This window comes from Sedimentitalea nanhaiensis DSM 24252, assembly GCF_000473225.1.
In the GTDB taxonomy this organism is placed as follows: domain Bacteria; phylum Pseudomonadota; class Alphaproteobacteria; order Rhodobacterales; family Rhodobacteraceae; genus Sedimentitalea; species Sedimentitalea nanhaiensis.
Map to the genome: position 1 here is coordinate 3,323,136 of NZ_KI421509.1, position 13,206 is coordinate 3,336,341.

Consider the following 13,206-nt stretch of genomic DNA (forward strand, 5'->3'; position numbering starts at 1 on the left):
TGGGCCATCCGTTTGTGCAGGGATGTCATGGTTCGCCGGGAGACCGCAAGGGCCGTTACGTCAACCCGGCAATGATCGCGCGCAGCGTGGCGATCCCGTCACCCTTTTCCGAACTGGTCAGCACCAGTTCCGGATAGGCTGCGGGATGTTTGGCAAGCGCCTTGCGCACCTGATCGAGCACGCGGGTACGGTCGGCGGCCTTGATCTTGTCGGTCTTGGTCAGCACGCATTGAAAGGTCACGGCGGCGCTGTCGAGCAGGCTCATGATTTCGTCGTCCACGGGTTTGACCCCGTGTCGTGCGTCGATCAGCACAAACGCCCGGCGCAGGGTCTGACGCCCGGAGAGGTATTGTTTCAACAGCTTCTGCCATTTTTCGACCACCGGCAGGGGGGCGTTGGCATAGCCATAGCCGGGCAAATCGACCAGGTATAGATCGTCACCCTGGGTGAAATAGTTGATTTCCTGCGTGCGGCCGGGGGTGTTTGACGCCCGCGCCAATGCCTTGGTGCCGGTCAACGCGTTGATCAGGGTCGATTTACCGACATTGGAGCGTCCGGCGAAGCAGACTTCGAGCCGATCTGCCGGCGGCAGGCCGGACATGGCGACCACACCCTTGACGAATATGGATTCACGGGCAAACAGCAGCCGCCCCCTTTCCGTGGTGATTTCGTCAGGCGCGTCGGCCTCGGGAAATGTCATCTGCATTACAGCACCTGTAGCTTGTCACCAATATGGACCGGACCGTCCCGCACAACCTGGGCATAGACGCTGAAGTCGCGGTGCCCCCAGCGATCCAATGTCTCCAGAATCGCCGCGTCCCGTTCGCCGGTTTCGGGATTGGCCGTGGTTGCGGCACAGCGGGTGGCCCGCTGACGCACCTGCAAGACGGCGCCGCCGATCTGTACCTCGCGGCCGATCCAGTCGAATTCGGCCCAGTCCGGCAGCCCGTCGAACCAGATGTTGCCGCGCCAGCGATGGATCGACAGATCCTGGCCGATCTGTTGCTCGACCGCCCTGTGGCTGGCCATGTTGCACAGGCTGACCGAGGGAAAGTCGCTGTCTGTCAGGCCGCGTCCCGGCACCCGGATCAGCCGGGCAGACGCCGCGCGGCTTGTGGGCATTAGCGGTCTGACCCAGTCCAGAAAAACCTCGGGGGGCCCGTCCGGCGCAAAACTCAGGTCCGGCCGGGACGGGTGGCTGAGCGTGATCCGCGCGCCGTCCTCGTGCAGCCGGGAGGTGATCGCCATCAGGTCCGGCGCCTTGGCGGCGCGGCTGAAATTGGCGCAGGGCACCCATGCGCTGCCGTCGGCCTTGCTTGCCTCATGCGCTACCGCCCAAATGCGATCGCCGGGCATGGTCTGCCCGGCGATCAGCGTGACGGTTTGCAAGGGTTCACGCCCGTGCGCCTTGATCGGGTGGCGCCAGAGGCTGGTGACGGAACCGGTCATTTCTTTTCCGTTTTCGCCTTTTTGCCAAAGCCGGATTTGATGTTGCCGAACACATCCGGCTTATAGCCCTGGCTGCGCATGATCAGATACTGCTGGGTAAAGGTGATGGTATTGTTGGCGATCCAGTACACCACCAGCCCGCTGGCAAAGCTGCCCAGCATGAACATGAATACCCATGGCATCCAGGCAAAGATCATCTGCTGCGTCGGATCCGAAGGCGCCGGGTTCAGCTTTTGCTGCAACCACATCGAAATCCCCAACAGCAAGGGCAGGATGCCGATAAAGATCGTCGCCATGATCGTGCCGGGCTCGGGACCCGAGAGGGGCAGCAGGCCAAACAGGTTCATGATCGAGGTCGGATCCGGCATCGACAGATCCTGAAACGGGCCGAACCAGGGCGCCTGACGCAGTTCGATGGTGACAAAGATCACCTTGTACAGCGAAAAGAAGATCGGGATCTGCAGCAGGATCGGAAGGCAGCCCGCCGCCGGGTTCACCTTTTCCCGTTTGTACAGTTCCATCATGCCCTGCTGCATCTTCTGGCGGTCGTCGCCTGCCTTTTCCTTCAGGGCCTCCATCTGCGGCTGCAATTCCTTCATTTTCGCCATGGAAACATAGGACTTGAACGCGAGCGGGAACAGCAGCGCCTTGAGGATCAGGGTCAGGCCGATAATCGACCAGCCCATGTTGCCGATCAGATTGTGGATGTTGTGCAACAGCCAGAAAATCGGCTTGGTCAGGAAAAAGAACCAGCCCCAGTCGATGCTGTCGACAAAATTCTGGATGCCGCTCGTTTCATAGGTGCGCAGTGCTTCCCATTCCTTGGCCCCGGCGAAAAGTTGGGTGGTGACAGTGACGGTTTGCCCATCGGCCACCGTTTCGGTCGGCAGGACTGCCTCGGTCTGATAGATGTCCCGGCGGTCGTCGTATTTGGCGACCGATTTGAAGGCGCTGCCGGGAGCCGGGATCAGGGTGGACATCCAATAGTGGTCGGTAAATCCGATCCAGCCGTTTTCGGTGACCTGTACCACCTCGGCGCGCGCGCCTTCACGGGTGTCGCTCGGGAAGTCGGTCATGTCGTCATAGTCGGTCTCGGTCAGGGTGCCGTCGGCCATCCCCACCACGCCTTCATGCAGGATGAAGAAATTCTTCAGATCCTGCGGTTCGCCGTGCCGCGCAAGTATGCCGTAGGGCGCCATGCTGGCCGGGCCGCCGGATGCGTTTTCGACCGACTGGGTGACGGTGAACATATAGTTGTCGTCAATCGCCAGTTCGCGACGGAAGGTCAGCCCCTTGCCGTTATCCCAGGTCAGGGTGACGGGGGTATCGACACCAAGCGTCTCGCCACTTTCCAGGGCCCATTCGGTATTTGCCCCTGGCACGTCCCCGGGCAGCAGACCGGCACCGGGGGCCCAGCCATACAGCGCGTAATACGCCGACGGCGTGCCGACCGGAGACAGCAGCGTGACAATGGGCGAATCCGGGTCGATGGTTTTGCGATAGTCCTTGAGAGACAGATCGTCGATCCGTCCGCCAAGCAGCGAAATGCTGCCGGTCAGGCGGGGGGTATCAATCTGCACGCGGGGGGCTTCGGCAAGCGCGTCCTGGCGGGTTTCGACCTGCGCAGTCGCCGTGGCCTGGGCTTCGGCAGTGGTCGGGGCCGTGGCCAAAGCGTCGCCTTCGCCGATCTGGACCGCCGTTTCGGTTTCCGGCACAGGGTCGGCTTCCGGGGGCGGAAAAAGAACGAACCATATCAGAATCACCGCAAAACTGAGCGCGGTTGCGAGGATGAGGTTCTTGTTCTGATCGTCCATCGGGGACTGCCACCTTGTGCTTGCAAAGACACGGTGGTTCAACAGAGGTGCGCCCAAAAGGTCAAGCGGATTCGCCCGGATCGCGTGCTGCCGGTGCACAATCACACAGTCCGGGGCGGCACGGAAGGCCCCCGGCGGGTCTGACCGCCGTGCAAAACTGGCTGGGACATTTCGATCCGATGCCCGGGATCAGGGCTGGCGTGCCGTTGCGCGTCAGGCCGCGGCGGGCCACGCGGATGCGAGACGTTGCTCAGCTGACGTCGCGACCGATCCGTGGGGCATCCTGCAGTTTTGCCTGATGGGAGGTGATCCAGTCCAGGGTCTGGTCGAACGGCATCGGGCGGGCAATGCCAAACCCCTGCACGTGATCGCACCCCAGCTGCGCCAGCAGCGCGTGTTCGCCGACGGTTTCCACCCCCTCTGCCAGAGTTTCCAATTCGAGCCGTTCCGCCATTGTCAGTATGGCACCGATCAGGCGTTGCTGTTCGGGATCGCGATCCGCCTTCATCACGAAGGAGCGGTCGATCTTGATGCGTGAGATGGCAAAACGGCGGATTGACGCGATCGACGCATGGCCGGTGCCAAAGTCGTCCAGATCGATCCGGCACCCCATGGCGGCCAGCCCGGCGATATTGCGCGTCACGACATCGTCCGGACAATCGGTGACGACGGTTTCAAGGATTTCAACCGACAGCCGTTCGGGGGCCAGCTCAAAACGGTCCAGCTCCCAACGCACCTTGTCCACCAGCCCGGGATTGCGCAGCTCGTCCGTGGCAAAATTGACTCCGACCCGCGGCACGTCGACGCCGGCGCTGTCCCACGCCTTGAGCGCGGTGAGAGCATGATACAACATGACTTGCCCCAGACGTTCCATCAGACCGGATTCTTCCATCGTCGGCAGGAAGGTGTCCGGCGCAATAAGGCCATGCACCGGGTGCGCCCAGCGTGCCAGGGCCTCGAATCCCGTGACCTTGCCGGTGTCGGTCGAGATCTGCGGTTGATACCAGGGCTGGATCTGACCGTTTTCCAACGCGGCGACCGCATCGTCGCGCAGGTCGCTGCGGGCCTTGGTCTTGCGGTGAATCTCGACCGAATAGGCGCGGATTGCGGAGGGAGAGGTCTGTTTTGCATCGCTCAAAGCCGCCGAAGCCGCATCCATCCAGTCCTGGCCGGTGTTGCCCGGCGACCTGCTGCGCAGGCAGAACCCGATGGAACAGGACACATAGACCGAGAGACCGTCCAGCGAGACAGGTTCCTCGATCGCGGACTGCAGGCGTCCGGAAATCTGGATGCAAAGCTCAAGGTCGAGCTGGCGCACCGCGAGCAGGCATATGGCAAACCGGCTGTCGCCCATTCTGGCCACGGTGTCCCCGTCGCGCAGGGTCGAGATGATCCGCTCGCCGCAGCGCTGCGCGACGATGTCGGCGGCGGCCTGCCCGTGACGGTCGACCACCTCTTGATAGTCATCCAATTCGAGAACAAAACAGGCCGAGCGCAGGCCCGATGTCTCGGTATCCTCGTAAACCTGTGCGATGACGGCGTCAAAACCGTCCCGCAAGATCAGCCCGGTGACGCTGTCCCGGGGCACCCCGGTCCGATTGGGCCAGCCTCCGAACGCGCCCAGCAAAGCAAAACCCAGCGGCAGGAGCAATGATGCCACGACCAACGCCTGTTCGCCGCCCAACCAGAACGCCCCCAGTGTCACGGCAGGCAGAAAGGCCAGGATTGGCGGTCCGGTCAGAACCGGAATGATCCGATTTTGAAGTCGGGTCAACGGGCCGGACGGCTGCTTGGACATGATCGAACCTTTCACTTTCTGGCACAGTGGCACGGATCAACCTAGGCAGTGCGTTCTGACCCCGAGGTTAACGCAGGAGATGTATTTCGTGCGAATTGCTCCTATTTTGTCCCGTTGGTTGACGGTGGGTAAAAATTGGCGTGCAGAGGCAGTACCGCCTGGAAACGGGTGTGGGTCCGAGTGTGTTCTGATTCGGGGGAACAGGTTGCGCCGACAGGCGGCGGAACCGCGCGCTGGCGTGTCAGGGTTAACCGTCGGCGCGGTCGCCCTTGTCGGTATCGCGAGACAGGGCCGCGAAATCGAACAGGTCGGGATCCAGCAGATGCGAGGGGCGTGCATTCATCAGGGCGCGGAACATCTTTTGCCGCCGCCCGGGATGATTTGCCTCCCAGCCGTCGAGCATCTGCTTGACCTGCTGGCGTTGCAGCCCGTCCTGCGATCCACACAGATCGCAGGGGATGATCGGATAGTTCATTGCCCTGGCGAAGCGGTCGCAATCTTCTTCGGCCACATGGGCCAGCGGCCGATACAGGAACAGATCGCCCGCTTCGTTTACCAGCTTGGGCGGCATGGTCGCCAGCCGCCCGCCGTGAAACAGGTTCATCATGAAGGTTTCCAGGATGTCATCGCGGTGATGGCCCAGCACAACGGCGCTGCAGCCTTCCTCGCGGGCGATGCGATACAGGTTGCCGCGCCGCAGCCGCGAACACAACGCGCAAAACGTCCGACCGGCGGGCACCTTGTCCATCACGATGGAATAGGTGTCCTGATATTCGATGCGATGGGAGACGCCCATCTGCTCCAGGAACGCGGGCAGGACGGTGGCGGGAAAGCCGGGCTGGCCCTGATCGAGGTTGCAGGCCAGCAGATCCACCGGCAACAACCCGCGCCATTGCAATTCATGCAGCACCGCCAGCAGGGTATAGCTGTCCTTGCCGCCCGACAGACAGACCAGCCAGCGCGCACGCGGTGCTGCGGGATCATGGGCATCGGGGGCAACCATTCCGTACTGTTCGATTGCCTCGCGCGTCTGGCGCACGATGCGTTTGCGCAGCTTCCTGAACGCGGTGGTGCGCGGCGCGCCGGCAAACAGCGCATGGATGTCATCGTCCTGATCCAACATGGCGTTGCTTTAGTCGAGTTGCCATGACCCGGCAAGCCCCGCAGGCAGTTGCGCTTGCGCCGCCCCTTGCGGGTCACTAGAAGCGGCCCGACACCAGATCGGAGACCACCATGGGTTTTAAGATGGGAATCGTGGGCCTGCCCAATGTGGGCAAATCCACCCTGTTCAACGCGTTGACGCGCACCGCTGCCGCACAGGCCGCCAATTTCCCGTTCTGCACCATCGAGCCCAATGTCGGCGAGGTTGCGGTGCCCGACGCGCGGCTGGACAAGCTGGCCGAGATTGCGGGGTCCAAACAGATCATCCCGACGCGGATGACCTTTGTGGACATCGCCGGGCTGGTCAAGGGCGCGTCCAAGGGCGAGGGGCTGGGCAACCAGTTTCTGGCCAATATCCGCGAAGTCGATGCCATTGCCCACGTGTTGCGGTGTTTCGAGGATGGCGACGTGACCCATGTCGAGGGCCGGGTCGATCCGGTGGCGGATGCCGAGACCATCGAGACCGAACTGATGCTGGCCGATATCGAAAGCATCGAGAAACGCCTGCAAGGGCTGGTGCGCAAGGTGCGCGGCGGCGACAAGGACGCGGTGCAGCAGGAGCGGCTGCTGAAACAGGCGCTGGAAGTGCTGGAGCAGGGCAAGCCGGCGCGGGTCGTCCCGGTCGACGAAGACGATGTGCGGGCCTGGAAACTGTTGCAGCTTCTGACCACCAAGCCGGTTCTGTACGTCTGCAACGTCAGCGAATCCGATGCCGCCACCGGCAATGCCCATTCCGCCAGAGTGGCCGAGATGGCCGCGGCCGAAGGCAATGCCCATGTGGTCATCAGTGCACAGATCGAAGAGGAAATCAGCCAGCTCGATCTGGACGAGGCACAGATGTTCCTCGAAGAGATGGGCCTGACCGAAGCCGGGCTCGACCGGTTGATCCGCGCCGGGTACGAGCTGCTGCATCTGGAAACCTACTTCACTGTCGGCCCGAAAGAGGCCCGCGCCTGGACCATCCGCACCGGCACCCGTGCGCCGCAGGCCGCCGGGGTGATCCACGGCGATTTCGAAAAGGGGTTCATCCGGGCGGAAACCATCGCCTATGACGCCTTTGTGTCGCTGGGCGGCGAACAGGCCGCCAAGGAAGCGGGCAAGATGCGCGCCGAGGGCAAGACCTATGTGGTTCAGGATGGCGACGTGTTGCATTTCCTGTTCAATACATAAGCCGTCTCTCTTCGGGCAAACGGGTGCCGCATGAAGGATGCCGCACCCGTCGCCGTGAGTGGTGACCGCATATTCGGCGAGTGAACTTCGGCCACGACTCATATGTGGTGCCAACAGGGCAGGGTGCAAAACACCGCCAATCACTTGCCCGTGTCATCGGTCGCAACATTGCGCGCAAACCGGGATCGTACCGGCGGCGGCTGATGGCCATGGCGCCAACGCGCTCATGCGGTGTGCGAGCCCTTCCAAGCCCACCGTCTTGTTCTGGCTGTAAATCAATGAGTCTGGAACCTAGCAACTGTATTGTTCATTCTGGATGAGGCGTCCATTTTTGCCCTGATTTGACGAGGGCATTTGCGATGGTCACAAGCTTTCGGGCGACGGCGACAATGACGACCTTGTGTGGTTTACCTGCGGCACGCAGACGATCCGCGAAGGTTTTCAGGACCTGATTGTGGTGGCTGGCAACGAGGGCCGCCTGGAATATTACGTGCCTGAGCAGTCGTCGCCCTCCGCCGATAGCGCGCTTACCACGCATCGCTCTGCTGTCGTGTGCAATCGGTGCGAGGCCCGCGAGCGCGGCGGCCTGCTCGCCTGTGATCTGACCAAGTTCTGGCATCTCGGCGATCAACATCGAGCTGGCAACCGGGCCGACCCCGGGGACGGACCGCAGGATACCGGCAGTTGCGGCCAGTTCATCGTCTGCAGCGATGGTCTGTTCAATCCGCGCCTCCAGATCCGCGATTTGGCGGTCGAGAAGCGTGCGCCGCTGGTCGTCCATACTCGCGAACATCTCGGCAGATCCCAGTTTCCCATGCGCCTTTATCTGTGCCAGAAGGCGTTTTCTGCTCTCAACGAGCTGCCCGCGCTTTGACGTCAAGGCTCTGAGAACCCGCAGCTTTTCATGTGGCAGACTGCGCCCGGCACCGGGCCGGAACATCATGAACCGGGCGATGAGTTCCGCATCTATCCGATCCGTTTTGGCCCGTGTGCCCCGGCTTGCGGCGAAGGCCTTGATTTGCGCTGGCGGCAATTGTCGCGTCGCCACGCTGGCGGCCTCCAGCGCCGCCCATAAACGCCATTCCTGGCCTCCGGTTGCCTCGAAGCAGACCAGGCCGTTGACGTCCCGAGCCAACCGCACCAGCTGTTCGTGCCCCTCATCCGCGTTCGGCAATCTCAACCACTTGCCATCCGGCAGGCAATGAATGTCCAGCCAATCCCGCGAGACATCTATGCCGATGATCCGGTCGTGTGCTACCGTTTCCATGCTCTCTTCCTTCTGCTTCGTGGTCCTGATCGGCCACATTCAACTGTTCGAGACGATGAAGAGAGACGGTGCTGGCTCGCTAGCAAACGTGGTCAGGCCACAAGGCTCAGACGCCATACACCGTCCCACCACCGGCCTCGGCCAAGGTCGGTGGTGGGAGGAGATTAGCAAAGCGCAGATACAGAAGGGTCAGGACCCATTGATTTCCGCCTGGCTGCGTGATTCACGGTCTGAAAACGAGCGGTGAACATGTCTGATCTTTTCTGGCTGAGCGACGCGCAAATGGCACGTCTCAAACCATACTTCCCGAAGCCTCACGGCAAACCGCGCGTTGGCGACCGGCGCGTGTCGAGTGGGATTATCTTCATCGATCGCAATGGCTTAAGGTGGCGCGATGCGCCCAAGGAATACGGCCCGCACAAGACGCTCTACAATCGCTGGAATCGGTGGCGCGACAAGGGCGTCTTCGCCCGGATGATGGCTGGTTTGGCCGCCGAGCACGGCGAGACGAAGGCCGTCACGATCGACGCAACCTATCTCAAGTGCCACAGAACCGCGAGCAGCACGGGCGTGAAAAAGGGGCGCGTGGACGCCTGATCGGGCGCAAAAAGAGCGGCATGAACACCAAACCGCACGCCCTCTGCGACAGCCAGGGGCGCCCGATCAACCTGTTCGTCACCGCCGGACATGTCAGGGACTACATCGGTGCGCGAGCATTGCTGGGCAGCCTGCCGAACGTGGATCGGTTGCTCGGAGATCGAGGTTACGATGCGGATTGGTTCCGAGAAGTGTTGAAAGACAAAGGCATACGCGCCTGCATCCCCGGCAAAGCAACGCAAGCAGGCTGTGAAGTACGACCAGCGCCGCTACAAACGGCGCAACCGCATCGAGATCGTGTTCGGCAGGCTCAAGGATTGGCGGCGCGTGGCAACCCGATATGATCGATGTCCCAAGGTCTTCCTTTCGGCAATCGCGCCCGCCGTAACCGTCATCTCTTGGCTATGAGTCCTGATCCTAGATCGTCCTGTAATCGATAGGAATTAGATGCTACCGTCCCTCCTTGAAATCTTCGTGCTCTGGCACCCGGACGACCAGTAAGGCGCAGAGTTCGCCGAGACGATCTTCGATCACTTCATGGAAGGGCCAACCTTCTCCGGTGTGATCGGCGGCGGTGTGCAGGTCTCTTTGCGAAGCACGGGATGGGACGGTCCGGGCAGCGTGCCCAGACCTGTCTGTGCCGAAGGCCAAGCCGCGCCGGACGGTATCCGGCCCGCAAGCTTCGTGGTTGTGGTGCCCTTGCTCGGTACTGAAATGGCGGCGTGTGTCGAAAACGAGAACACACAGTGGCATGGCTATGTAAATGCGATCCGGGACTTGCATCAGGCATCGCCCGAACGTGTCGGCGTGTTCCCCTACGCATTGGATGCAGGGGCCACGAACGGCACAAAGCTTCAGGATATTCTGGGGACTTTCCAATTCGTGGCGGCGGGCAATCCCGACCGGAGCGGCGAAGATGTCAAAAGCATGCTTTGCCGTGACCTGACGCAGGGGCTTGCGCAGTTGGTATCCCCTGATGAGATGGACCGATTGACGGTGTTTATCAGCCACACCAAGCGGCACAGCCAGGGGGAAGGTGAAGATGTCGATGCCTTGGTCGATCTGGTGCGGGAGGTCATCCGCAACACGCGCCTAAACGAGTTCTTCGATGCCAACGACCTGCAACCGGGCACCGCCTGGGATCAGGAACTGCGCGACAAATCCGGTACAAGCGCGATGCTCGCGCCGCGCACGGACCTGTATTCCAGCCGGGAATGGTGTCAGCGCGAGGTGGCTATCGCCAAGACGCATGGCATGCCGGTGATCATGATGGATGCCATCGGCACCGGCGAAGAGCGCGGATCGTTCCTGATGGACCATATGCGGCGGATCGCAGTCAGGAAAGCGGACGGATGCTGGCAACGACAGGACGTCTATCGCGCCCTCAATCTCCTGGTCGATGAATGCAGAAGCGCGCGCTCTGGATGCACCAGAAAGAACTCGCTCACGATCACCCTGAACTCGATGTTGCGTGATGGGCACCGCATGCACCCGAACCGCTGACTTTGTCGCGCTGGATCGATATCTACCTGGAACATAACGGCGACGTCGGTAGAGATGAGACTGTCCGGATTCTGCATCCCGATCCGCCGCTGGGTCCCGAAGAGCGGGACGTACTCATGAACCATGCGCGGACAACCCGCCTTGGACGGGAGATCGATACCATGACCCCGCGCCAGCTTGCGACGAGAGGGGAAAACAGTGGCCGCTGAACAGCACAGGACCGATCTGCTTTCGGCGGATGCCCTACACGGTAAACAGCTTGGCTTATCGGTATCCGACAGTCCCGATCTTGACCGGCTGGGGCTGCTGGATACGCATTTTCGGATGACGCTCGGGGAGTTGGCCCGCACAGTGATCCGCCAGCCGACGAGTGCTCCCGCTCTCTGACAGGTTTGCGGACCTACGTGACGACCAATACCAGCGCGCGCATAGTCATCGGCGGCAAACGCGCCGGATTCCAGGGTATCATGCCAGGCATTCTTGAAGAGGTCCTGCTTGCGCTGGAGCGTAAGCAACCGCTGTACTTGGCCGGTGGGTTTGGCGGTGCGACACTGGATGTCATCCGAAATCTTCGGCCCGGCTACGCAGAATGGTTCCCGCCTGCGTCTGATGCGCCCCCGCCCGATGAGCGGCTTCTCAAAGGCCTTGGGCAGATTGACGAAACTATCGCGGCTGCTAAGTGGGACGGTTTCGAAAATGGATTGAGCGAGGATGAGAACTGTCTTCAGGCGGCATCCTACCGTCCGAGCGAAATTGCCGCGCTCGGCGGTAAAGGCATGGGGCGATTACTGGACCCGAAAGGCATGACTTGAGAGGTATCCAGTTATAGCGAGCTGACGCAGCCAAGGGAGAGTTTTTTGCTAGCAGCAACCTGAGTTAAATAGTGAGATTGTAGTCTTTCCGACGCATTGGCAGGGTCAGATCGTAGTCATTCCCACGCTCTACCTTTGCCATCGTGTCGACTGGGAATTTTAGATTCACAGGGCGCGTGCAGGGGGGAGGTCGGCTTTGTCCGCTATCCGATCGGCTCTCGCCGCGCCGCCACAAGGCTGCTCCGAGCCCAATGTCACGCTGCGCTGTGATGCGGCTAATGGCCGCTTCTGTCATCGTGTCCTTGTAATTTCGCCCCACAAATCGGCCAGTTTTCTCTTATCAAGGTCGGAAGAGGTGCTACAGGCCGATGTTGCCGTTTTGGTATGGAGAATGACTATGGAAACCAATCAATTGCATCGTGGTCGGCTCATCGACCACGTCCAACTTGTCGTACGCGACTTTAAAGCCAGTCAGGACTTCTACACGGCGGTTCTGGCCGTGTTGGAGATCCCTATCGTGGGAACGCGTGAGGACTTCTTCTGGGCTGACGAACTCGTGGTATCCTCTGCTGAAAGCCCAGCGGCGCTTGGCGCTCTGACGGGCCGACACCACCTCGCCTTTCAAGCAAAGGACCGCGCGAGGGTGGATGCCTTTTATCGCGCGGCGCTGGCCCATGGAGGGCGTGATAACGGCGCGCCCGGTGAGCGGGCCTATCATCCGGGGTATTACGCTGCTTTCGTGCTTGACCCTGACGGAAACAACATTGAGGCCGTATACCATGGTGAGGCACAGCGCAGCGTGCCATCGGTAGTGATCGAATTCTAATACTAAGATCAACACGCGGCTGGTTTGCAGCTTCGCTCCCGTTCTGAAGAGTCGACACTGAGTTTTGCATGGTGAACGGCGGCAAAGTCCCGCACTGCGGACCCTCCCGTCAACGGCAGCGAAGGGCTGTTTCACCATAGAACCCCGAACCTGTCCGTCGTCAGAGGTTTTGGGCCAGTTGGCGGCCTGAGCAAGCGCAAGTCTGTCCGCCGCGCGGATATCGAGGAGCCATTCGAGGATGTGCTTAAGAGCCTCCGCCCGAAGGAATCACTGTTCCGCATATGCCGCGCGATGTTCCGCGATGCATGGGAACTGCGTCGTGAGGATAGCGCCAAAACAGCCCTGTTCATGAAGCAAGACGCTCAGCAGCTCCAGCTGAAGATCGACAGGCTGGTTGATCGTCTTGTGGACGCTGACTCTGACAGCGTCGTGAAAGCCTATGAACAGCGGATAGAACGCATGCAGCATGACAAGAGATTGCTGGAGGATCGAATGCAAAACGCGGGTAAGCCAGCCGCCTCCTTCGAGGAGATGTTCGAACTCGCAATGAGGTTTCTCTCAAACCCTTGGAAAATATGGGAAACGGGACACCTTGGACTGCGCCGAACGGTGATCAGGATGGCGTTCTCCGAGCCTGTTTCCTACTGCCGAAAAACAGGGCTTCGAACCGCAAAAACGACCTTACCATTCAATATGTTAGGGATTTTTCTGCAATTAAGTGCGGAGTGGTGGAGCCTAGGGGGATCGAACCCCTGACCTCTTGCATGCCATGCAAGCGCTCTCCCAGCTGAGCTAAGGCCCCGTTACCG

General features: G+C 60.9%; 11 protein-coding genes, 1 tRNA gene and 2 pseudogenes. 7 read left to right on the plus strand and 7 right to left on the minus strand.

Annotation, left to right across the window (positions count from 1 at the left end; all coding sequences use genetic code 11):
• Window positions 1–55: 55 nt before the first annotated feature.
• The 5 genes from yihA to ttcA all read right to left on the minus strand — a co-directional run bounded on the left by yihA (window position 56) and on the right by ttcA (window position 6,184).
• Window positions 56–706 carry a ribosome biogenesis GTP-binding protein YihA/YsxC gene (yihA, locus tag NANH_RS0118240; protein WP_027263365.1) on the minus strand — a complete coding sequence of 217 codons (651 nt, stop codon included), beginning with the start codon at window positions 704–706 and terminating at the stop codon, window positions 56–58.
• Window positions 706–1,449 (minus strand): MOSC domain-containing protein, encoded by a 744-nt coding sequence (locus NANH_RS0118245; protein WP_027263366.1) that lies wholly within the window; start codon window positions 1,447–1,449, stop codon window positions 706–708. The genes yihA and NANH_RS0118245 overlap by 1 nt, the downstream gene beginning before the upstream one ends.
• The gene (gene yidC, locus NANH_RS0118250; protein ID WP_027263367.1) at window positions 1,446–3,263 is read right to left on the minus strand and encodes a membrane protein insertase YidC; all 1,818 of its coding nucleotides are present in this window, start codon (window positions 3,261–3,263) and stop codon (window positions 1,446–1,448) included. Before yidC ends, NANH_RS0118245 begins: the two co-directional genes overlap by 4 nt.
• A 250-nt stretch (window positions 3,264–3,513) precedes the next feature.
• On the minus strand, window positions 3,514–5,061 hold the full coding sequence (locus NANH_RS0118255; RefSeq protein WP_027263368.1) for a putative bifunctional diguanylate cyclase/phosphodiesterase: 1,548 nt from the start codon (window positions 5,059–5,061) through the stop codon (window positions 3,514–3,516).
• A 247-nt stretch (window positions 5,062–5,308) separates the two neighbouring features.
• Entirely contained in the window at window positions 5,309–6,184 is an 876-nt protein-coding gene (gene ttcA, locus NANH_RS0118260) for a tRNA 2-thiocytidine(32) synthetase TtcA (protein ID WP_027263369.1), read from the minus strand.
• Window positions 6,185–6,294: 110 nt separating this feature from the next.
• Between ttcA and ychF the strand changes: the two genes are divergently transcribed.
• A complete protein-coding gene (gene ychF / locus NANH_RS0118265; RefSeq protein ID WP_027263370.1) occupies window positions 6,295–7,392 on the plus strand; it encodes a redox-regulated ATPase YchF in 1,098 nt (365 codons plus the stop codon).
• 307 nt (window positions 7,393–7,699) lie between these two features.
• Here ychF and NANH_RS0118270 read toward each other — a convergent pair whose 3' ends face one another.
• On the minus strand, window positions 7,700–8,659 hold the full coding sequence (locus tag NANH_RS0118270; protein ID WP_036049701.1) for an IS110 family RNA-guided transposase: 960 nt from the start codon (window positions 8,657–8,659) through the stop codon (window positions 7,700–7,702).
• A gap of 249 nt (window positions 8,660–8,908) precedes the next feature.
• Here NANH_RS0118270 and NANH_RS28060 point away from each other — a divergent pair.
• The 6 genes and pseudogenes from NANH_RS28060 to NANH_RS28065 all read left to right on the plus strand — a co-directional run bounded on the left by NANH_RS28060 (window position 8,909) and on the right by NANH_RS28065 (window position 13,153).
• Window positions 8,909–9,664: pseudogene (locus tag NANH_RS28060) on the plus strand (IS5 family transposase).
• Between the two features lie 129 nt (window positions 9,665–9,793).
• On the plus strand, window positions 9,794–10,759 hold the full coding sequence (locus NANH_RS0118285) for a TIR domain-containing protein (RefSeq protein ID WP_027263371.1): 966 nt from the start codon (window positions 9,794–9,796) through the stop codon (window positions 10,757–10,759).
• Window positions 10,760–10,957: 198 nt separating this feature from the next.
• Window positions 10,958–11,146, plus strand: a complete 189-nt coding sequence (locus tag NANH_RS29835; RefSeq protein ID WP_027263373.1) for a hypothetical protein — start codon at window positions 10,958–10,960, stop codon at window positions 11,144–11,146.
• Window positions 11,131–11,571: pseudogene (locus tag NANH_RS0118300) on the plus strand (hypothetical protein); the annotation flags it as partial. The gene NANH_RS29835 and the pseudogene NANH_RS0118300, both read left to right, overlap by 16 nt.
• 397 nt (window positions 11,572–11,968) lie before the next feature.
• Window positions 11,969–12,397: a VOC family protein gene (locus NANH_RS0118305; protein WP_027263375.1), complete on the plus strand. Its 429-nt coding sequence runs from the start codon at window positions 11,969–11,971 to the stop codon at window positions 12,395–12,397.
• 291 nt (window positions 12,398–12,688) lie between these two features.
• The gene (locus tag NANH_RS28065; protein WP_027263376.1) at window positions 12,689–13,153 is read left to right on the plus strand and encodes a hypothetical protein; all 465 of its coding nucleotides are present in this window, start codon (window positions 12,689–12,691) and stop codon (window positions 13,151–13,153) included.
• Here NANH_RS28065 and NANH_RS0118315 read toward each other — a convergent pair.
• Window positions 13,124–13,199 (minus strand) — tRNA-Ala (locus NANH_RS0118315). The genes NANH_RS28065 and NANH_RS0118315 overlap by 30 nt on opposite strands.
• Window positions 13,200–13,206: the final 7 nt, after the last annotated feature.

Excerpts from the sequence above, each read along its gene's own strand:
- yihA (WP_027263365.1), bottom strand. The coding sequence starts at position 706 with ATGCAGATGACATTTCCCGAGGCCGACGCGCCTGACGAAATCACCACG.
- NANH_RS0118245 (WP_027263366.1), bottom strand. The coding sequence starts at position 1,449 with ATGACCGGTTCCGTCACCAGCCTCTGGCGCCACCCGATCAAGGCGCAC.
- yidC (WP_027263367.1), bottom strand. The coding sequence starts at position 3,263 with ATGGACGATCAGAACAAGAACCTCATCCTCGCAACCGCGCTCAGTTTT.
- NANH_RS0118255 (WP_027263368.1), bottom strand. The coding sequence starts at position 5,061 with ATGTCCAAGCAGCCGTCCGGCCCGTTGACCCGACTTCAAAATCGGATC.
- ttcA (WP_027263369.1), bottom strand. The coding sequence starts at position 6,184 with ATGTTGGATCAGGACGATGACATCCATGCGCTGTTTGCCGGCGCGCCG.
- ychF (WP_027263370.1), top strand. The coding sequence starts at position 6,295 with ATGGGTTTTAAGATGGGAATCGTGGGCCTGCCCAATGTGGGCAAATCC.
- NANH_RS0118270 (WP_036049701.1), bottom strand. The coding sequence starts at position 8,659 with ATGGAAACGGTAGCACACGACCGGATCATCGGCATAGATGTCTCGCGG.
- NANH_RS0118285 (WP_027263371.1), top strand. The coding sequence starts at position 9,794 with ATGGAAGGGCCAACCTTCTCCGGTGTGATCGGCGGCGGTGTGCAGGTC.
- NANH_RS0118305 (WP_027263375.1), top strand. The coding sequence starts at position 11,969 with ATGGAAACCAATCAATTGCATCGTGGTCGGCTCATCGACCACGTCCAA.
- NANH_RS28065 (WP_027263376.1), top strand. The coding sequence starts at position 12,689 with ATGTTCCGCGATGCATGGGAACTGCGTCGTGAGGATAGCGCCAAAACA.